This window comes from Vibrio sp. 10N.261.52.C11 (genome assembly GCF_041471405.1).
GTDB lineage: Bacteria > Pseudomonadota > Gammaproteobacteria > Enterobacterales > Vibrionaceae > Vibrio > Vibrio crassostreae_C.
In genome coordinates this window covers 51290-70514 of record NZ_JBFROI010000005.1, presented here as the reverse complement: position 1 = coordinate 70514, position 19225 = coordinate 51290, and the positions used below count along the sequence as shown (strand labels likewise).

The 19225-nt window shown below is 46.3% G+C and carries 15 protein-coding genes; 7 read left to right on the top strand and 8 right to left on the bottom strand.

All coding sequences use genetic code 11. The annotated features are described in order from the left end of the window. Nucleotides 1–39 precede the first annotated feature (39 nt). Nucleotides 40–588 (bottom strand): ATP-dependent protease subunit HslV, encoded by a 549-nt coding sequence (hslV, locus tag AB4323_RS01160; protein WP_004729692.1) that lies wholly within the window; start codon nucleotides 586–588, stop codon nucleotides 40–42. 298 nt (nucleotides 589–886) lie between these two features. Here hslV and AB4323_RS01155 point away from each other — a divergent pair, with 298 nt between their 5' ends. Further along, complete coding sequence (locus AB4323_RS01155; protein ID WP_017061149.1) at nucleotides 887–1147, top strand: hypothetical protein; 261 nt, start codon at nucleotides 887–889, stop codon at nucleotides 1145–1147. Nucleotides 1148–1255: 108 nt separating this feature from the next. Here the strand turns inward: AB4323_RS01155 and AB4323_RS01150 are convergent, their stop codons facing one another. The 3 genes from AB4323_RS01150 to priA all read right to left on the bottom strand — a co-directional run bounded on the left by AB4323_RS01150 (nucleotide 1256) and on the right by priA (nucleotide 5364). After that, complete coding sequence (locus AB4323_RS01150) at nucleotides 1256–1795, bottom strand: SPOR domain-containing protein (RefSeq protein ID WP_017061148.1); 540 nt, start codon at nucleotides 1793–1795, stop codon at nucleotides 1256–1258. A gap of 122 nt (nucleotides 1796–1917) precedes the next feature. Continuing rightward, on the bottom strand, nucleotides 1918–2922 hold the full coding sequence (gene cytR / locus AB4323_RS01145) for a DNA-binding transcriptional regulator CytR (protein WP_372151427.1): 1005 nt from the start codon (nucleotides 2920–2922) through the stop codon (nucleotides 1918–1920). Between the two features lie 240 nt (nucleotides 2923–3162). Continuing rightward, nucleotides 3163–5364, bottom strand: a complete 2202-nt coding sequence (gene priA, locus AB4323_RS01140) for a primosomal protein N' (RefSeq protein WP_102429021.1) — start codon at nucleotides 5362–5364, stop codon at nucleotides 3163–3165. Between the two features lie 332 nt (nucleotides 5365–5696). Here priA and rpmE point away from each other — a divergent pair, with 332 nt between their 5' ends. Next, nucleotides 5697–5915 (top strand): 50S ribosomal protein L31, encoded by a 219-nt coding sequence (gene rpmE, locus AB4323_RS01135; RefSeq protein ID WP_004737142.1) that lies wholly within the window; start codon nucleotides 5697–5699, stop codon nucleotides 5913–5915. A gap of 334 nt (nucleotides 5916–6249) precedes the next feature. Then, a complete protein-coding gene (locus tag AB4323_RS01130; protein ID WP_017063680.1) occupies nucleotides 6250–7557 on the top strand; it encodes a malic enzyme-like NAD(P)-binding protein in 1308 nt (435 codons plus the stop codon). A 166-nt stretch (nucleotides 7558–7723) separates the two neighbouring features. Here the strand turns inward: AB4323_RS01130 and metJ are convergent, their stop codons facing one another. After that, nucleotides 7724–8044 (bottom strand): met regulon transcriptional regulator MetJ, encoded by a 321-nt coding sequence (gene metJ, locus AB4323_RS01125; RefSeq protein WP_004415993.1) that lies wholly within the window; start codon nucleotides 8042–8044, stop codon nucleotides 7724–7726. Nucleotides 8045–8252: 208 nt separating this feature from the next. On the opposite strand from metJ, the gene AB4323_RS01120 reads away from it, so the two are divergent. The 3 genes from AB4323_RS01120 to metF all read left to right on the top strand — a co-directional run bounded on the left by AB4323_RS01120 (nucleotide 8253) and on the right by metF (nucleotide 13024). After that, a complete protein-coding gene (locus tag AB4323_RS01120; protein WP_372151425.1) occupies nucleotides 8253–9434 on the top strand; it encodes an O-succinylhomoserine (thiol)-lyase in 1182 nt (393 codons plus the stop codon). 2 nt (nucleotides 9435–9436) lie between these two features. Beyond that, nucleotides 9437–11848, top strand: a complete 2412-nt coding sequence (locus AB4323_RS01115; RefSeq protein ID WP_372151423.1) for a bifunctional aspartate kinase/homoserine dehydrogenase II — start codon at nucleotides 9437–9439, stop codon at nucleotides 11846–11848. A 276-nt stretch (nucleotides 11849–12124) separates the two neighbouring features. Continuing rightward, nucleotides 12125–13024 carry a methylenetetrahydrofolate reductase gene (gene metF, locus AB4323_RS01110; RefSeq protein WP_372151421.1) on the top strand — a complete coding sequence of 300 codons (900 nt, stop codon included), beginning with the start codon at nucleotides 12125–12127 and terminating at the stop codon, nucleotides 13022–13024. Nucleotides 13025–13148: 124 nt separating this feature from the next. Here metF and AB4323_RS01105 read toward each other — a convergent pair whose 3' ends face one another. The 3 genes from AB4323_RS01105 to argE all read right to left on the bottom strand — a co-directional run bounded on the left by AB4323_RS01105 (nucleotide 13149) and on the right by argE (nucleotide 18061). Continuing rightward, nucleotides 13149–13688, bottom strand: a complete 540-nt coding sequence (locus AB4323_RS01105; protein ID WP_017061141.1) for a PadR family transcriptional regulator — start codon at nucleotides 13686–13688, stop codon at nucleotides 13149–13151. A 348-nt stretch (nucleotides 13689–14036) separates the two neighbouring features. Then, nucleotides 14037–16673 (bottom strand): phosphoenolpyruvate carboxylase, encoded by a 2637-nt coding sequence (gene ppc, locus AB4323_RS01100; protein WP_170791819.1) that lies wholly within the window; start codon nucleotides 16671–16673, stop codon nucleotides 14037–14039. A 251-nt stretch (nucleotides 16674–16924) separates the two neighbouring features. Then, nucleotides 16925–18061 carry an acetylornithine deacetylase gene (argE, locus tag AB4323_RS01095; RefSeq protein ID WP_009848891.1) on the bottom strand — a complete coding sequence of 379 codons (1137 nt, stop codon included), beginning with the start codon at nucleotides 18059–18061 and terminating at the stop codon, nucleotides 16925–16927. Nucleotides 18062–18214: 153 nt separating this feature from the next. On the opposite strand from argE, the gene argC reads away from it, so the two are divergent. Beyond that, complete coding sequence (gene argC / locus AB4323_RS01090) at nucleotides 18215–19219, top strand: N-acetyl-gamma-glutamyl-phosphate reductase (RefSeq protein ID WP_017061139.1); 1005 nt, start codon at nucleotides 18215–18217, stop codon at nucleotides 19217–19219. The last annotated feature ends 6 nt before the right edge of the window (nucleotides 19220–19225 follow it).

The window sequence follows — 19225 nt, the reverse complement described above, 5'->3', positions numbered from 1 at the left end:
AATCACTGTTGAATACAACGTTATTGATGGAAGCGGTCGTTACTCTGGCTTTGGCAGCTCAACGGTGCTTTCTAGTTCTTCAATAGTGTGGTGATGGTTGGTGAAGACACAGATGTCGCCTGCAATGTTCAGCGACTTTTCTGCGATTTCACGCGCATCTAAATCAGTATTTTCTAATAGTGCAGTAGCGGCTGCTTGAGCGAAGTTTCCGCCCGAACCGATCGCAATCAGGTCGTTCTCAGGTTGAACTACGTCACCGTTACCTGTGATGATCAGTGAAGCGGTCTCATCCGCTACTGCTAACAGTGCTTCTAACTTACGTAGAGCACGGTCGCTACGCCAATCCTTCGCTAGCTCAACTGCCGCTTTGGTGAGATGGCCTTGGTGCATTTGCAGCTTGCTTTCAAATTTTTCGAATAGCGTGAAAGCATCAGCCGTACCGCCAGCAAAACCGGCCAGTACTTTGTTGTTGTATAGGCGACGTACTTTACGGGCGTTGCCCTTCATTACTGTATTGCCCAGAGATACTTGTCCATCACCCGCGATGACGACTTTATTATTACGACGTACAGATACAATGGTAGTCACGAGTCGACCTCTTTTGATTATTATTTATGGTTACTACTTATATGTGGCTCCACTATCATGAATTCAAGTGCCACTTTTAATGGTATGTCATATCAAAAAAACTAAATGTTACCAGTTGTTTCAAACATCCATTACCTGTTGAGCCTATGTGTGGTAAGGGTTGGTGGGTTAATAGTTTGTGATAAATATAAAAAAAGATAAAACAAATTTCTAACGTGAAATGGTTAACACTTTTTGTTTGATTTATAAGGAATGATGTTCACTAATCAGTGGTATTCACTGCATAAGGAGTAGTGTGATGAATAGTGACAATATCAGTTTTTTTAATAGAGATATGGATCTGGATGAGCTGTCTATACTGCATCATCTGATGTATCAGGAGGCGGGCGAGTGTTCAACAGAACATCTAAAAAACTCGGTCAACGTTTTTCTTAAACGTCCATTTCCTAACGTTTTAGCGCACTTGGATTTTTTTGGTTACATCGAGATAAATAAGGAGCAGGTCTACCTGACTGACTTTGGGCTTGAGTACTACGAACAAGTACCTCAGTTTCGTTAAAACGCACTCTTTTGATTAACATACTGGTATTGCTTGTGCGATGAACTATTGAACGCTTTCAAACAGCAATAGGGGGAATCCTCTTCCCCCTATTATATATTGAGTTGATTAAGACCCGTCTTTCCAAATAGCGCAAGGTTCAATTTTCGCTCGTTGCAGCTTATGGCGATCGCGTTCTGCGTCACGCTTCAACTTGTATGGCCCTAAAACCACACGGTACCAGCTACTGCCATCTTTCTTGCGGATCTCACTTGAGATACCTTGGAAGGCAATATCCAACTTACGTGCTTCTGCCTGCGACGAGGTTTTGTAAGCGCCACACTGCATGATGTAAGGGATCTTAGAGATCTGTTGCTCTTTGGCTTTTACTTCAATCTCGCGGCTTGGCAGCGTTTCAACGTAGTCCCACTTCTCTTCAGGAGGCGGCGGAATCACTTTCGCTGGTTTTGGCTTAGGTTTTGGTTTGGTTGCCACAGGCGTTGGTGCAGGCGGCTCAGGATCATTACTCAATAGGTAAAGTCCGTAACCAAAACCACCGGCAAGGAGGATCGCCAAAAGACCACTGCGCCAAGGTTTACGGCGAGGGGCTTGTTTTTTGGTCGGTTTTTTCGTGCCACGACCGCGCTTTACATAATCTCTATTAGCCACAAGACAATTCAATAGTTGCTGATTCTACCCTCATGGTAATCCAGATTGCGCGAGGATAATAGTGCAGAAATGGAAGCGGCACATCAAAATGTGCCGCAGATTTATAAGGGTATTTCTAAGGGTTATATTCGAGGTGGCGCTGTACTGCCTCGAACCACTAATTTAGCTTCAAGCAGACGCGAACCTGCTTGCACATCGTTGCCTTTTAATAGATCAAGCATCATCAACATCGCTTGGCGTCCAATCTCATAACGAGGCTGAGAAATGGTGGTTAGCGGTGGATCGCAGTATTGAGCGAATTGGATGTCATCGAAGCCGACAATCGATAGGTCTTGAGGAACGCGCAAGCCCAGCTTCTTCGTTTCTTGAATCGCACCAATCGCCATCGCATCGTTGTGACAGAAGATAGCTGTAGGTTGTTCAGGAAGTGCCAGTAATTGACGAACCGCTTGAGCGCCCGCTTCAAAGGTGAAGTCACCGACCGTGCTATAGGCTGGATTCATTGAGACTCCGGCGCGACGCAGCGCTTGCTGGTAGCCTTGTTGGCGGAACTTACACAGGGTTGCAGTCGTTGGCCCAGAGATCTGAGCGATGCGCTTATGACCTAACTGAGCGAGGTAATTCACGGCTTCAAATGCAGAGGTTAGGTTGTCGATGTGAACCGTTGGCAGTTCAAGCTCAGGTGCGAATTCACACGCCATAACCATTGGCGGTAAATTCTTTTGCTCAGGCTTACTGACATCAAACGGATGATCAGTGCCAAGCAGTAGCATACCGTCTGCTTGCTTTGTGAAGACCAAGTTAACAAATGAAGACTCACGCTTCTTTTGTTGACCACTGTCACCCAGTAGAACGAGGTAGTCATTCTCTACAGCGGCATCTTCGATACCACGAATGATTTCGGCGAAGTAAGGGTCACAGATATCAGGAACGATAGTGATGATGGTTTTTGATTCGTTGCGACGTAAATTTCTAGCTAATGTATTGGGTGAGTATCCAGCTTCAAGTACTGCTGTCTCAACTCGTTTACGAGTAGAAACCGAGACTTTTTCAGGGTTCATCAATGCACGTGATACCGTTGCCGTTGAGACGCCTGCTAGCTGGGCAACATCCTTCATTGTCGCCATAAATTAAACCCTCTTTTAAGTTCCTTTGTCGCCTAAGTATTTAAGGCGTGAATAATAAATGTAATCGAATAGATATTATGAAAGTGTTGCTAACACTTTTTTTATTGCAATATTTTATTCGTTTAATCCGTGTAAAGTTACGGCTAGATTAACAAAAATCACATGACTAGTGTGAAGTTGCTCACGAGAAATATGAAATATTTGTGAACAAACTTATCATTAGTTTTAACCCAAGTGGGTTTAACTCAAATCTTGCGGCTCAATATCGAGTGACCAGCGAACTTTTTTCGCAGCAGGTAACATATTGATGGCCGGCTTGGCACTCATCAATAGCTTCTGCATTAACGAGCGCGTCTGAGTTTGTAAGATTAACTGCCAGCGCGATTTGCCCGCTCGTTTTGCTAACGGAGCCGGGGTTGGCCCTAACACCATGCAATATTGGTCAAACAGAGGGTGCGATTCCAATGTGTGACGAACCTGACGCAAGAACTCTTCCACCAAGCGAGTGTCATTGGCTTCTGCTCTAAACAGCGTCATAAAGGTATAGGGCGGTAACATTGCTTGCTTACGCTCTGCCAGTGCCGTCTGAGCAAAGTGGTTATAGTCTTTGTGTAGCAAGGCTTGCAACAACCCATGTTCTGGGTGGTGAGTCTGTAAGATCACTTCACCGGGTTTGCTTGCTCGTCCTGCGCGTCCCGCTACTTGGATGAATAGCTGGGCAAGACGTTCAGACGCTCGGAAGTCACTGCTATATAAAGAGCCATCCACATCTAATAACGCCACAAGTGTCACGTCAGGGAAATGGTGACCCTTAGCGAGCATCTGCGTGCCGATAAGAATTTGGAATTCACCCTTACGAATCGACTCGAGTGCGCTTTCTAAGCTGCCTTTACGGCGGGTGCTGTCGCGGTCAATACGAATGGTTTTGTATTCAGGGAATAGTTGACCAAGTTGAGCTTCTAACTGCTCGGTCCCTACACCCACTGTCACTAAGTTTGCAGATCCACAGCCTTGGCAATTGTGCACGATATGCTGCTGAGAACCACAGTGGTGGCAGCGCATCTCATTGCTGTATTGGTGATAGGTGTAGTAAGCATCACAACGTTTACACTCGGCTGTCCAACCACAATCGTGACACATTAATGCCGGAGAAAACCCTCGACGATTGAGGAACAGCATCACTTGGTTGCCAGCTTTGAGGTGTCTTTGCATCTCTGCAATTAACGACGCAGACAAACCACTTTCTAGATATTCACCTTTAACATCCAACACCTTATTGGTGGTCGGCAGTGCGACACCCGCACGTGAAGTCAGGGTGAGATAACTGTATTTGCCGATCTGAGCGTTGTGCAGCGTCTCAAAGGCCGGAGTCGCCGAGCCTAACACAACTGGAATCTGCGCTTTGTGCGCACGCATGATCGCCACATCACGAGCGTGGTAGCGCAGGCTATCTTGCTGTTTATAAGACGCATCGTGTTCTTCATCGACAATGATAATACCTAGGTCAGCAAACGGCGTGAACAGAGCCGAACGGGTACCAATCACGATGCCTGCTATTTTATCGCGCGCCGATAACCACGCATTCAGGCGTTCTGAATCGTTTAAACCTGAGTGGATAACCTCAACAGGCACATTAAAGCGTCGCTTAAAGCGGTTAATCGTTTGAGGAGTGAGACCAATCTCGGGCACGAGCACTAACGCTTGTTTACCTTGATCGAGAATCGGCTTAATCATATTCAGGTAAACCTCGGTCTTACCTGAGCCAGTAACGCCCTCTAACAGGAAACAACCAAAGTCGGTTTGGCTATTTACGGTCGCAATCGCGATGGCTTGTTCGGCATTGAGCTTAGGTTTGTCTTGGTCATTCTCAAGTTCAACTGGCCAAGGTTGGCGCTTCGGCTTTTTCTCTACCGATTCAATCCAGCCTTTCTCTTCTAGCGTTTTGAGTACGGCGCTGCCAACTTCTTCATCAATGAACTCTTGATGAGGAACCGGGCCGTGTTCAAGCATGTGCATCACTTTGGCTTGCTTGACCGCGCGACCAAAACCTTGCATCAGTTGGTCTTTGCCTGATGGCGTTAACTGCCACTCAACCAGCGTCGCGAAGTCGGCGGCTTTGCCTTTTCTTAGAGCGCTCGGAAGGGCGTTAGCAAAGGTTTCGCCAAGAGGGTACTGATAAAACTGACTGCACCACATTAATAGTGAATAGACAGATTCCGGCCAAACAGGTTGGTTATCCAATAGCGCTTTTATTGGCTTGAGCTTATCTAGCTCGAATTCTGATTCGTTAACCAGAGCCGTGACAATCCCAGTTAAGGTTTGTCGTCCAAAAGGCACAGAGACGCGACCACCAATAATCGGGAATAGGTGATTTGGAATCTTGTAATCGAACTGCTTGTCGAGTGGAACAGGCAGCGCCACACGGGCAATCATTGGACGCATAAAGGGACGGCTTTATCTGAATTGACGAGAGCGAACAGTCTAAAGGATAAGGCGGTTAAATTCGAGAAGCAGTTTGGATGAAGGTGGCGAGTTAGCGTATACCGACAACGACAGCCCGAAATCTCAGGCCGATAAAGGAAATAAAGAGAGAATTGGTGAAAAATGTATCAAATCGGTTGATCCTGCTTTATAGATTCATTACTATACTGCGCCTTAAAGGTATGGCTTCATCACTCTTTTGTGTCGATGCGGTGTCTTTATTTCTTTTTTTAAACTACGTGTGGTGTGCGGCTTAGAATCGTATAGCGACACGGCCTACTTGAGGTTATCCCATGAAAGCTGGAATCCACCCAGAATACAAAGCAGTTACTGCAACTTGTTCTTGCGGCAACACATTTGAGTTCAACTCAACGCTAGCAAAAGAATCAATCCACCTAGACGTATGTGACAAATGTCACCCGTTCTACACTGGTAAGCAACGTATCGTAGATACTGGCGGCCGTGTTGATCGCTTCAACAAGCGTTTCGGTGCTCTTTCTAGCAAGAAGTAATTCTCGCTATTTAGACATGAAAAAGGACACTTCGGTGTCCTTTTTTGTTGCCTGTAATTTGAGAAAGCACTGACTTCTATTCAAGCATCACTCTCACCCAACGATAAGTTGCCTCTCTATTCTATTTCAGGGCAATTCCTTGCGTATCTCTCTTCACCAAAATTCAGCACGAAACTTCAACAAGCGATAGTAATTTCAACTGCTCACTGGTCTTATTAGTAGTGAAATCTCGTTTTTTAATGAGACAGAGGCTTCAACCACCTAGGAACTTTGAAGTACATCCATTAACATGAACCAGATCCCCCAAATAATAATATCCTAGGAACCTACACCTATGTCTGAAGACAGCAGCCAAGCTCAATCCTCTCAAGCGTTATCATCTGAAAAATCGTTATCGCCTCAAGAACAATTCCGTCAGCAAGCTCTTGATTACCATGAGTTCCCAATTCCAGGCAAAATTGCCGTAGAACTGACGAAGCCTGCAAACTCTGCAGAAGACCTAGCACTTGCATACAGCCCAGGCGTGGCTGAGCCTGTTCGCGAGATCGCACAGAACGTTGATAACGTTTATAAGTACACAGGTAAAGGCAACATGGTTGCAGTTATCTCTAACGGTACAGCGATTCTTGGCCTAGGTAACCTTGGCCCTATTGCTTCTAAACCTGTTATGGAAGGCAAAGCGCTCCTGTTTAAGCGTTTTGCTGGTTTAGATTCTATCGATATTGAAGTAAAACACCGCACAATCGATGAGTTCGTTGATACAGTTGCGAATATCGCAGATACATTCGGCGGTATTAACCTGGAAGACATCAAAGCACCAGACTGTTTTGAGATTGAACGTCGCCTGATTGAACGTTGTGATGTTCCGGTATTCCACGATGACCAACACGGTACTGCGATTGTAACGGCAGCGGGTATGCTGAATGCGATCGAGCTTCAAGGTAAGAAACTTGAAGAGTGTAAGATCGTTTGTTTAGGTGCTGGCGCAGCGGCGGTTGCTTGTATGGAACTACTGATTAAGTGTGGCGCTCAGCGTGAAAAAATCTACATGCTTGACCGTAAAGGTGTGATCCATACTCGTCGTGATGACCTAAACGAATACAAAGAGCTGTTCGCAAATAACACTGATAAGCGTACGCTTGAAGATGTTATCGAAGGTGCTGACCTGTTCTTGGGTGTATCGGGGCCGAATCTACTGCCTGCTGAAGCACTAACGCTGATGGCTGATAAGCCTGTTGTGTTTGCATGTTCAAACCCAGATCCAGAGATCAAGCCTGAGCTTGCACACGAAGTTCGTTCTGACCTAATCATGGGTACAGGCCGCAGTGATTACCCTAACCAAGTAAACAACGTACTTTGTTTCCCATTCATTTTCCGTGGTGCACTAGACGTGCGTGCGAGCGAAATTAATGACGAAATGAAGCTAGCGGCGGTTAAAGCGATTCGTGAACTGGCGAAAGAAGAAGTTCCAGCTGAAGTACTAGCAGCTGCGGGCGAGACTGCACTGGAGTTCGGTAAGGGTTACATCATTCCTAAGCCAATGGACCCACGTCTACTTCCTCGCGTAGCACGAGCAGTTGCGGAAGCGGCTGTTGAATCTGGCGTAGCTCGTATCGAGATGCCTGCTAACTATATGGCTTAATAGCTGTTGCTCTATTGAGCCAAAAAGAATAATAAAAAACCGACTCATCTGGAGTCGGTTTTTTTATGTCTATCATTCACAGCGCAATCATAAAAAGCTATGCGCGATGTGATAAATAAGGTTCAGCTAGAGCGAATCAATAATGAAGGCAGTGACTGAGTTGTTTTTATTCTTCGTCAAACGCTTCGAACTCGATACCCATCTCTGTCATCAGCTTTTTCACTTCAGCAGGAATATCGTCTGGGCGGTCTTTACGAAGGTCTTCATCCGTTGGTAGTGGTTGGCCTGTGTACGCATGTAGAAAGGCTTCGCACAGTAGCTCACTGTTTGTTGCATGGCGTAGGTTATTAATCTGGCGGCGAGTGCGCTCGTCAGTAAGAACCTTTAACACTTTTAGAGGGATAGAAACTGTAATTTTCTTTACTTGTTCGCTTTTCTTTCCATGCTCAGCATATGGGCTTATGTATTCACCATTCCAGTCGGCCATTGCGTACCTTCATCACTTTAGTTGTTAGAATAAATTAATAGTGGTGATTTTAGCGGGATTTACTGCCATAAGCAAAGACATATAGACGTCTAGAAGTGTTGACGTCTCACGTTTATGACAGTAAAGTGAATAACATATATCTAACACAGCCGCAAAATGCCGACAAGCCGCTGTGATTCTCAGACGCAAAACTTGTAAGGAAGCACCTATGAGCAGCCGGAAGCTAGCAACAATCGCAGTACGTACTGGTATCGAGTCAGACACGCAACACCATGCCGTTGTCCCACCCATTTATCTTTCGACTAACTATGGGTTTCCCGCTTTTGGTGAAGTGCCAAAGTACGATTACACCCGTTCTGGTAACCCAAACCGCGGTTTATTAGAGACGGCACTGTTTGAGCTTGAATCAGGCAAAGGCGCGGTTGTGACTAACTGTGGTACTTCGGCGCTTAACTTATGGGTTTCGGCTTTCTTAGGCGGCGATGATCTTATTATTGCACCGCACGATTGCTACGGCGGTACTTACCGTCTGTTTAACACTCGCTCGCTAAAAGGTGACTTCAAAGTTCTGTTCGTTGATCAATCGGATCAAGCAGCGCTGGATGCGGCGCTCGCGCTTAAGCCAAAGTTGATCTTAATTGAAACCCCATCGAATCCACTGGTTCGCGTGGTTGATATTGCAGAAACTTGCCGTAAAGCGAAAGAGGTTGGTGCTCTGGTTGCTGTCGACAACACGTTTTTGACACCTGTGTTCCAAAAGCCTTTAGAGCTGGGTGCTGATTTTGTTATCCACTCAACCACTAAGTACATCAATGGACACTCAGATGTTATTGGTGGCGTTGTGGTCACTAAGACAGAAGAACACGCTGAAGAGTTAGCATGGTGGGGCAACTGTATTGGTGCGACCGGCACACCATTTGATAGCTACATGACTTTACGTGGTATTCGTACGCTAGGTGCGCGTATGCGAGTTCACGAAGAAAGCTCACGTGAAATTCTAGCGTCTCTGCAGCAACAAGATCTTGTTGGCACTATTTACCACCCAAGCCTTCCTGAACATCCGGGTCATGATATCGCGAAGAAACAGCAATCGGGCTTTGGTTCCATGCTCAGTTTTGAGTTTGCGGGCTCATTCGAGGCGCTTAAATACTTTGTTGATAAGTTAGAGCTGTTTTCTTTGGCAGAATCATTGGGCGGTGTTGAAAGCCTGATTTGTCACCCTGCGTCGATGACTCACCGCGCGATGGGTGAAGAAGCCTTAGCAGAAGCGGGTGTTTCTCAGCAACTACTGCGTCTATCTGTTGGCCTTGAAGATGCAGAAGACCTAATCGATGACCTCAAGCAAGCGTTTGAAAGAACACAGCGCTTTATCGCTGAAGGGGAGGGTTAATAATGGCAACCTTTCGCCAGCTACATAAATTTGGTGGCAGCAGTTTAGCGAATCCTGAATGTTACCAACGCGTGGTCAACATTCTTAGAGAATACTCATCAGCATCTGATTTGGTGGTGGTATCGGCAGCAGGCAAAACAACCAACCGTTTGATTGAATTTGTTGAAGCGCTCGACAAAGATGGTCGTATTGCCCATGAATGCCTACAAGCACTTCGTCAGTTCCAACTCGATCTGATTGAAGCACTGCTTGAGGGGGAATCAGCCGCACAACTTACTTCAACCATTCAACAAGAATTTACCGCTTTGGGTGAGCTAACGGCTCCCTTGAGCGAAGCACAAAAAGCAAAAGTGCTTGGACACGGTGAGGTTTGGTCTTCACGTCTACTCGCGGCTTTGTTGTGCCAGCATGATTTACAAGCCGTTGCTCAAGATGCGCGTGCTTTTTTACGTGCAGAAGTGGGCGCTCAGCCTGAAGTCGACCGCGCACGTTCTTACCTTCTGATCAAAGAAGCCTTGGCGCAGCATGCACATTGCCGCGTGGTGATTACGGGCTTTATGGCTCAGAACTGCGAGGGTGAAACGGTATTGCTTGGCCGTAACGGTTCGGATTACTCAGCAACCGTGATTGGTGCTTTGGCTGAAGTTGAACGCGTGACGATTTGGAGTGATGTGGCAGGCGTTTACAGCGCTGACCCTCGTCTGGTTTCAGATGCGTGTCTATTGCCTCTACTTCGCCTTGATGAAGCCAGCGAATTGGCTCGTCTTGCCGCTCCAGTGCTTCACAGCCGAACGCTACAGCCTGTGGCTCAAAGTGCTATGGATCTCAGCTTACGCTGCAGCTATCAGCCGGAGGCGGGCTCTACACAGATCGAGCGTGTACTGGCATCGGGTCGTGGCGCAAAAATCATTACCTCTTTGGATGAAGTGCTTATCGTGCAACTGACCTTTGGTCACGGCCATGATTTCGACCGTCTAGAGAGTGAAGTGCTTGAAGGGCTTAAGCGTGCTCAACTTGAGCCGCTTGCTTATGAGCTTGAACCGGATCAACACTGTTTGCGTCTTGCCTACACAGAAGAGATCGCTGGTGGTGCATTAGAATATCTCCAAGACCATGCGATTGAAGCGGAAATTAAGCTAAAAGAAGGTTTCTCTCTGATTGCTGCAGTGGGTGCGGGTGTGACTAAGAACCCTAACCATTGCTACGGTTTCTACCAGCAGCTTAAGAGCTCGCCGGTTGAGTTCATCTCAGAAGCGAACTCAGGCTTAAGCTTGGTGGCTGTGATTCGTAAGAGTGAAACATCAAGTCTAGTGAAAGGCATTCATTCTCAACTGTTCCAAGCGCAGAAGCGTGTTGCGATTGCCTTGTGTGGTAAGGGCAATATTGGTTCAAGCTGGTTAAGCCTGTTTGCTGAGCAAAAAGCGGAACTTGAAAAGCGCCGTGGAATGAACTTTGAATTGGTTGCCGTGGTTGATAGCCAAACCTATTGGTTCGACGATCAAGGCATTGATGCGACTTCGGTAGGTAAGCGCTTTGACGACGAAGCTATTGCTAACAATGGTAACGACTGGTTAGAGCGTTTGGGCTCTATTCAAGGTTATGACGAAGCAGTGGTTCTGGATGTGACTGCGAGCCCAGTGCTTGCAGCAAAGTATCTGCAAATCGCACAACAAGGTATTCACCTAATCTCGGCGAACAAGGTGGCAGGTTCTGCATCGAGCGAGTATTACCATCAAGTACAAGATGCTTTCGCTAAGATCAGCCGTCATTGGTTGTACAACGCGACAGTGGGTGCTGGATTGCCGATTAACCACACGGTACGTGACCTACGTGAAAGTGGCGATGACATCATTGCGTTGTCTGGCATTTTCTCGGGCACGTTGTCTTGGTTGTTCCAACAGTTTGATGGCACCGTGCCGTTCAGCGAGTTGGTTGACTTAGCATGGCAACAAGGCCTTACGGAACCTGACCCTCGTGCTGACCTAGATGGCTCAGACGTGATGCGTAAGCTGGTGATTCTGGCGCGTGAATCTGGTTTGGATATCGAACCTGAAAACGTAAAAGTGGAATCGCTCGTACCTGCAGAGCTGCAAGATCTATCTGTGGATGACTTCTTCGACAAAGCTTCTGTACTGAGCGAAGAGCTGGCTGAGCGTTTAGAGAAAGCGCACTCTCAACAGAAAGTTCTGCGTTACGTAGCGCGTTTGGAGAAGAACGGTAAGGCAACCGTAGGCGTTGAAGCACTGTCTAAAGAACATGCTCTGGCGAACTTGTTGCCTTGCGACAACATCTTTGCGATTGAGAGCAAATGGTACAAAGATAATCCATTGGTTATTCGTGGCCCAGGTGCCGGTCGTGAAGTAACGGCAGGTGCAATTCAATCTGATTTAAACAGAATGTCTAGCCTGTTCTGATTTTCAGATCGGTTGGTTTAGTGTCTAAATGGCATACTATTCACTAAGATAAATAAGGCTGAAAGCACGATGTGTTTTTCAGCCTTTTTTCTACATTATTTCTGCTTTGCGACCCATCTAACGACTTGAGTTTTACTCACGATCTACTTGAGAAAAATTCATAATGGATCTGTTGACATTAAATCGTATTCAATACATTCTACAGACATATAGACGTCTAAACGTCGTTTAAGGATTTGAGTTTTTAGTGGTTGCTTTTGCCACAGGGAGAGTAAGATGGGATACACACACGCTAGTCATATCGACGCTTTAAATCAGAATATCGCTGAGCTTTCTGACAACATCAATGTGTCATTTGAGTTTTTTCCACCGAGCAGTGAGAAGATGGAAGAGACCCTGTGGAACTCTGTTCACCGCCTTAAAACACTTCAACCAAAATTTGTATCGGTAACTTACGGTGCAAACTCGGGTGAACGTGACCGTACCCACTCAATCATTAAAGAAATTAAAAACCAAACCGGCCTAGTGGCTGCACCGCACCTAACGTGTATTGATGCAAGCCGTGAAGAGCTGATTCAAATTGCCGACGATTACTGGGCAAATGGTATCGAGAGTATTGTTGCGCTACGTGGTGATATTCCAGCAGGCGGCGGCGCGCCAGAGATGTACGCATCTGACCTAGTCGAGCTACTTAAATCTCGCCACGATTTTGATATCTCTGTTGCAGCTTTCCCTGAGGTTCACCCTGAAGCAAAAAGTGCTCAATCAGACCTTATTAACCTGAAGCGTAAAGTGGATGCTGGCGCTAACCGTGCCATCACGCAATTCTTTTTTGATGTAGAAAGTTACTTACGTTTCCGTGATCGCTGTGTGGCGGCAGGTATCGATGTTGAAATCGTACCGGGCATCTTACCTGTTTCTAACTTCAAGCAAGCATCTCGCTTTGCTGCGATGAACAACGTAAAAGTACCGGGCTGGATGGCGAAGCAGTTTGAAGGTTTGGATGATGATCCAACGACTCGTCAGCTTGTTGGTGCTAGCCAAGCAATTGATATGGTTCGTACACTGAGCCGTGAAGGTGTGAAAGATTTCCACTTCTACACGCTAAACCGTGCAGAAATGACTTATGCACTTTGCCATACGCTAGGTGTTCGTCCGCAAGTCGCTGCGCTGTAAGAAAAGTCTAAGAAGTAAAGCCTAAGCACTTGTAAAAAGCCTCTGGCAGTAACATTTCAAATCCTATAGATACAAAAAAGGCTTGGACTCATAGAGTTCAAGCCTTTTGCTTTTCTAGCTTAACTTAAGCTAGAGCGCCAAGTTCAAGCAGTACTTCTTCAGCCCATACAATCCATGCTTCACGGATAAGTAGGTTACGACGAAGTGTTAGACGCTCAAGGCGTGCTTGCTTGTCTAGTGTCGATGGCGTTGCGTAGTAAGCTGCTTCGATTTCACGGTAGTGAGAAACCAGTTTGCGAGACTCTTCTACTAGCTCAGCAAGTTGTACACGGTAAGCGTCAGAAGGTTGTACAGCACAAGCCATTAGCTTAGCTGAGAACTCGTCACGAACGGTTGGGTGTGCAGTTGGTTGTTCAAACCATTCACCTAGCGCGCCACGGCCAGCATCAGTGATAGAGTAAACTTTACGATCAGGTTTGCCTTCTTGAGGCTCAAGCACGCAAGTTACCTGGTCGTTCTGAGCCATTTTATTTAGCTCGCGGTAAACTTGTTGATGGCTAGCTTTCCAGAAGTAACCAATGCTTGCGGAGAATTCTTTTGTGATATCGTAACCAGTAGCATCGCGTGTACTTAAAACGGTTAGAATTACGTGTGGTAATGACATGTCTGAAATCCAAATGGTAAACAGTAAACAAATACTTAAACAACAAGTGTGCTTCTAATGGCACGTTATATTGGTTATGTCTAAGTAGCACCAACTCATCGGTTGGTTATGTCACCTTACAAAGCCGTTTATCACCTAGGTTGACCAGTTTATTGGTCAAGATGCTGCAGATTATTTTTTGGAGTGTTTCCGCAGCGGAGCAGTAGTATATCTAAATAATAAGCATAAAGTAGAATACATGGACAAAATAACCCAAAAAACTGACAAAAAACTCACTATTGCTTATTTTGTGAAATAAAAAGGTCGCACTAGGCGACCTTTTGTCTGTTGAATGGTAGGAATCACTAATTAACCAGTGTTTCGCATGCCTGCTGCAATGCCTGCAATCGTCACCATTAGCGCTTCTTCAAGCTCTGCTGGTGGTGTTTCACACTTACGAGTACGGTAAAGCAGTTCAGCTTGAAGCATGTTTAGTGGCTCAACGTAGATGTTACGTAGGCGGATTGACTCAAGTCCCCAAGGGTCGCTCTGCATTAGGTTCTCGTTGTTCTCAACATTTAGCACGGCTTTGATGTCTTTTTGCAGCTGTTCACGCAGTAACTCACCTAATGGTAATAGCTCTTCGTCAACAAGGCGTTGGTCGTAGTACTTAGCGATTTCCATGTTGCACTTCGAGTACACCATTTCCAACATACCGAGACGGGTAGAGAAGAACGGCCACTCGCGACACATCTCTTCGAGCAGGGCTTGATGGCCTTGATCTACAGAGTACTGAATCGCTTCACCAGCGCCTAACCATGCAGGCAGTACCAAACGGTTTTGGCTCCAAGAGAAGATCCATGGAATCGCACGTAGGCTTTCTACGCCGCCGTTCGGGTTACGTTTCGCAGGGCGAGAGCCAAGAGGCAGTTTACCTAGCTCCAGTTCAGGTGTCGCTTGACGGAAGTAAGGTACGAATTTCTCTTCGCCACGAACCACGTTGCGGTAAGCCTCACAAGATACTTGAGATAGCACTTCCATTAGGTCGCGCCACTCTTGTTTTGGCTCAGGTGGTGGCAGAAGGTTCGCCTCTAGAATCGCGCTTGCGTAAAGGTTGAAGCTGTTTACAGCAACGTCTGGTAAGCCAAGTTTAAAGCGGATCATTTCGCCTTGCTCTGTTACACGTAAACCGCCTTTCAAGCTCTTAGGTGGCTGAGAAAGAAGAGCAGCGTGCGCCGGAGCACCACCACGACCAACCGTACCGCCACGACCGTGGAATAGAGTCAGTTCAATGCCTTCTTCATCACAAACCTTAACCAGTTTGTCCATTGCATCATATTGAGCCCAACCTGCAGACATTACGCCCGCATCTTTCGCTGAGTCAGAGTATCCGATCATCACCATTTGGTGGTTCTGGATAAAGCCACGGTACAAGTCGATGCTCATTAGCTGTTTCATTACTGCTTCTGAGTTGTTCAAGTCGTCTAGCGTTTCGAACAGCGGACATACGTCCATGCGGTATGGGCAGCCACATTCTTGCAGTAGTAAGTGAACAGCCAGTACATCTGATGCAGTACGAGCCATAGAAATTACGTAAGCACCGAAGGCTTCACGAGGTTGAGCAGCAATAACCTTGCAGGTGTCTAAAACCTCTTTAACCTGTTCAGATGGCTCCCAATCGCGAGGAAGAAGCGGACGCTTAGAGCTTAATTCATTGGTTAAGAAAGCAATCTTGTCTTGCTCGTTCCATTGGTCGTAGTCGCCAATGCCTAGGTAGCGAGTCAGTTCAGACAGTACATCTGAGTGACGAGTACTTTCTTGACGAACATCGAGACGAACTAGGTGTACACCGAACGCTTTTAGGCGGCGCAGAGTATCAAGCAGAGAACCGTCTGCGATTACGCCCATGCCACATTCGTGCAGCGATTGGTAACATGCGTAAAGCGGTGTCCAAAGTTGCTCGATGTTCTGTAGTGTTTCTTTCTTCGGAACCTCTGTGTCATGCAATTTTGCATCCAGCACTTCTAGCGTGTTGTTCAGTAGAGTGCGTAGGTTCTTCAGGATTGCACGGTAAGCTTCGTGTTCATCACCTGCTAGCTCACGAACGGCATCATTACACTTAGTCATCGACAGTTCGGTAATCAGCTCGTTTACGTCGCCTAAGTAAAGATCGGCAGCTTTCCAACGAGATAGGCGCAGAACTTCCTTAGTGATGGTGTGCGTTACGAATGGGTTGCCATCGCGGTCACCGCCCATCCAAGATGAGAAGTGTACTGGGCGTGCATCGATCGGCAGGCCTTCACCAAGATAACCTTTTAGTCGGCCATCCATTTCACGTAGGAAGTCAGGAACGGCTTCCCATAGAGAGTTTTCTACAACCGCAAAGCCCCACTTAGCTTCATCAAGTGGCGTTGGGCGTTGTTGACGAATCACATCTGAGTGCCAACCTTGAGCGATCAGTTGCTCTAGGCGGCGTTCGGTTTTCACGCGCTCTTTGTGTGATAGGTCGCTTAATTCTAATTTAGACAGACACTCGTTGATCTTAACTAGCTTGTTGATCATGGTGCGACGAGTGATTTCTGTTGGGTGTGCAGTCAGAACGAGTTCAATGTTCAGGTCGCGAACGGCTTGAGCCGCGTCTAGCTTGCTGATGTCATTCTGGTTTAATTTGGAAAATAGAGATTGCAGCACGTCTGGTTCACAAACATGCTCCTCACAGTGGCGAGAGATGGTGTGGTACTGCTCTGCCATGTTGGTGAGGTTGAGAAATTGGTTAAATGCACGAGCAACAGGAGTGAGTTGTTCGTTCGGCAGGTTTTTGATTTCTTCAACTAGGCTGTCACGGTCAGCTTTGTTGCCTGCGCGGGCGGATTTGGAAAGTTTACGGATAGTCTCCACTTTCTCTAAGATAACGTCACCATGTGCATCTTGGATTGTGTTACCTAGCAAGCGTCCCAGCATGCTTACGTTACTCTTGAGAGCGGCGTATTTCTCGTTCATTGTCATCCTGCCTCGTAAAAAAATTACATCCATTGTTCCTTGTTAAGTACACAATCTAGCGAAAAGTGCTGTATCTAGTCAAATAAAGCATTCTAAGTTTGCAATTATTAGTTTTCGAAATGCGGGAGAAGTAAATTTTCCAAGACTTCGGAATAAAGTGAAATTTAATTACAAGATCAGGCTTTGGCTGGGATAACAGAATAAAAGCCACCTTTTAGGGCAGCTTTTATAAAAAAGTATCGCAAGGGTAGCAATAGCTAGAAACAATATTTACGAATAGATTTACTCAGAACATCAATCGTTGGATCGATAAAATCGAAGCTTAGGAACTCATCTGGTTGGTGAGCTTGGTCGATAGAGCCCGGCCCCAGCACTAAGGTTGGGCAAAGTTCTTGAAGGAAAGGTGCTTCTGTACAGTAGTTCACGGTTTGTGATTCAGTTTCGCAAACTGATTCCATGCCACCAATAAATGGATGGTCGTGTTGGCACTCATAACCTGGGATAGGTTCGTGCAGTGGCGTAATCTCGATTCTGCCCGGCCATTTTGCTTCCACTTCTTTAAGTGCGCTGCGCAGCATGTTATCCAAGCCATCTAGGCTGATACCTGGCAAAGGACGCACATCATAGTGCAGCTCACAGCAACCACAGATACGGTTGGCACTGTCGCCACCGTGGATATGGCCAAGGTTTAGAGTGGGGCTTGGAATTGCGAAACCCGGGTGGTGATACTCTTTGACTAGCTTGTCACGCAGTTGCATTAAAGCGAACAACACTTCATGCATGATCTCGATGGCGTTGACACCTAATGCAGGATCAGAAGAGTGACCTGATTTACCCGTTACTCGCACAGCGTTAGCAACATGGCCTTTATGGCCACGAATCGGCACAAGGCTGGTTGGCTCACCAATAATGCAGTAATCCGGTTTAAACGGTGCATTTTCAGTGAAATGACGCGCACCCAGCATGGTGGTCTCTTCGTCACAGGTTGCCAATACATATAGCGGCTTGGTCTGTTTGCTCCAATCCATCTTCTTTGCCGCTTCATAAACGAAAGCGAAAAAGCCTTTCATATCGGCTGTGCCTAATCCATAGAAGCGATTGTTGTGTTCTGTTAGTGCGTGAGGGTCAAAGTTCCAACGTCCTTCATCAAATGGCACTGTGTCGCTGTGTCCTGCGAGTAGCAAGCCACCTTCGCCCGATCCCATCTTAGCGACCATATTATGCTTGCCGGGTTCGACTTCCACGACTTCAACGCTAAAGCCTACGTCTTTAAACCATTGAGCCATTTTTTCGATCACTTTCTCGTTGCCATGATCCCAGCTTGGATCGGTCGAGCTAATAGAGTCTGTGGAAATTAGGCCTTTGTAGACCTCAAGAAAACTCGGTAATTGCATAATAACTTCACTTCTACTATTGACAGGAAAACCATAAGTCGGTAAAACACATATTAAATCATATTTAATGCATAAGAAATCAAATAAAGCTAAAAATTAAGTATGAATAGTCAAATTTGAAATGTAACTTACCTCAAAAATGGATGTGTTGAGATGTTGAAAACCACGATCATTGGCGCAAGCGGCTACACAGGAGCAGAACTGGCTCTAATGATAAACAGACACCCTGAGCTCACGCTATCAGGTTTATATGTCTCAGCCAATAGTGTAGACGCAGGTAAACCTATTGCGGCACTGCACGGTAAGTTAGCTGGCTTGATTGATATGCCAGTACAACCTTTAACAAATCCGGAAGAAGTAGCTAAACAATCTGATGTGATTTTCTTAGCAACGGCACACGAGGTTAGTCACGACCTAGCGCCAATTTTTCTAGAGAACGATTGCCAAGTCTTCGACCTATCGGGTGCATTCAGAGTTAAAGGCGAAAACTTCTATCAAGAGTTTTACGGTTTTGAACATCAACACGAACAATGGCTAGACAAAGCGGCTTACGGTTTAGCTGAGTGGAACGAACAAGAAATTAAAGAAGCTCAGCTTGTCGCTGTCGCGGGTTGTTACCCAACCGCATCACAACTGGCGATTAAGCCTTTGGTTGAAGCCAAGTTACTGGATGAAAACCAATGGCCAGTGATTAACGCAACCAGCGGTGTGACTGGTGCAGGCCGCAAGGCGACGATGGTCAACAGCTTCTGCGAAGTGAGCTTGCAAGCTTATGGTGTATTCAATCACCGTCATCAACCTGAAATGGCTGCACATTTAGGATGTGATGTGATTTTTACCCCGCACCTCGGCAACTTTAAGCGTGGCATTTTGGCAACCATTACCATGAAATTGGCTGAAGGCGTGACAGAACAACAGATACAAGATGCCTTCGAGCAAGCTTACCAAGGTAAACCTGCGGTGAGATTACTCGAAGAGACATTGCCAAGAATTCAAGATGTAGAGCAGACGCCTTTCTGCGACTTAGGTTGGAAGGTTCAAGGTCATCACATCATCGTTGTTTCAGCGATTGATAACTTATTAAAGGGTGCATCTAGCCAAGCGATGCAGTGTTTGAATTTACGTTATGGTTTTGCGCCATTAACTGCGTTAGTGTAAGGAAAT

What these genes read in the sequence shown, in the direction of transcription:
- metJ (WP_004415993.1), bottom strand. Translation starts at nt 8,044, where the DNA reads ATGGCCGACTGGAATGGTGAATACATAAGCCCATATGCTGAGCATGGA.
- AB4323_RS01105 (WP_017061141.1), bottom strand. Translation starts at nt 13,688, where the DNA reads ATGTCATTACCACACGTAATTCTAACCGTTTTAAGTACACGCGATGCT.
- AB4323_RS01120 (WP_372151425.1), top strand. Translation starts at nt 8,253, where the DNA reads ATGAGCAGCCGGAAGCTAGCAACAATCGCAGTACGTACTGGTATCGAG.
- rpmE (WP_004737142.1), top strand. Translation starts at nt 5,697, where the DNA reads ATGAAAGCTGGAATCCACCCAGAATACAAAGCAGTTACTGCAACTTGT.
- AB4323_RS01155 (WP_017061149.1), top strand. Translation starts at nt 887, where the DNA reads ATGAATAGTGACAATATCAGTTTTTTTAATAGAGATATGGATCTGGAT.
- cytR (WP_372151427.1), bottom strand. Translation starts at nt 2,922, where the DNA reads ATGGCGACAATGAAGGATGTTGCCCAGCTAGCAGGCGTCTCAACGGCA.
- argE (WP_009848891.1), bottom strand. Translation starts at nt 18,061, where the DNA reads ATGCAATTACCGAGTTTTCTTGAGGTCTACAAAGGCCTAATTTCCACA.
- AB4323_RS01130 (WP_017063680.1), top strand. Translation starts at nt 6,250, where the DNA reads ATGTCTGAAGACAGCAGCCAAGCTCAATCCTCTCAAGCGTTATCATCT.
- AB4323_RS01115 (WP_372151423.1), top strand. Translation starts at nt 9,437, where the DNA reads ATGGCAACCTTTCGCCAGCTACATAAATTTGGTGGCAGCAGTTTAGCG.
- priA (WP_102429021.1), bottom strand. Translation starts at nt 5,364, where the DNA reads ATGCGTCCAATGATTGCCCGTGTGGCGCTGCCTGTTCCACTCGACAAG.
- ppc (WP_170791819.1), bottom strand. Translation starts at nt 16,673, where the DNA reads ATGACAATGAACGAGAAATACGCCGCTCTCAAGAGTAACGTAAGCATG.
- metF (WP_372151421.1), top strand. Translation starts at nt 12,125, where the DNA reads ATGGGATACACACACGCTAGTCATATCGACGCTTTAAATCAGAATATC.
- argC (WP_017061139.1), top strand. Translation starts at nt 18,215, where the DNA reads ATGTTGAAAACCACGATCATTGGCGCAAGCGGCTACACAGGAGCAGAA.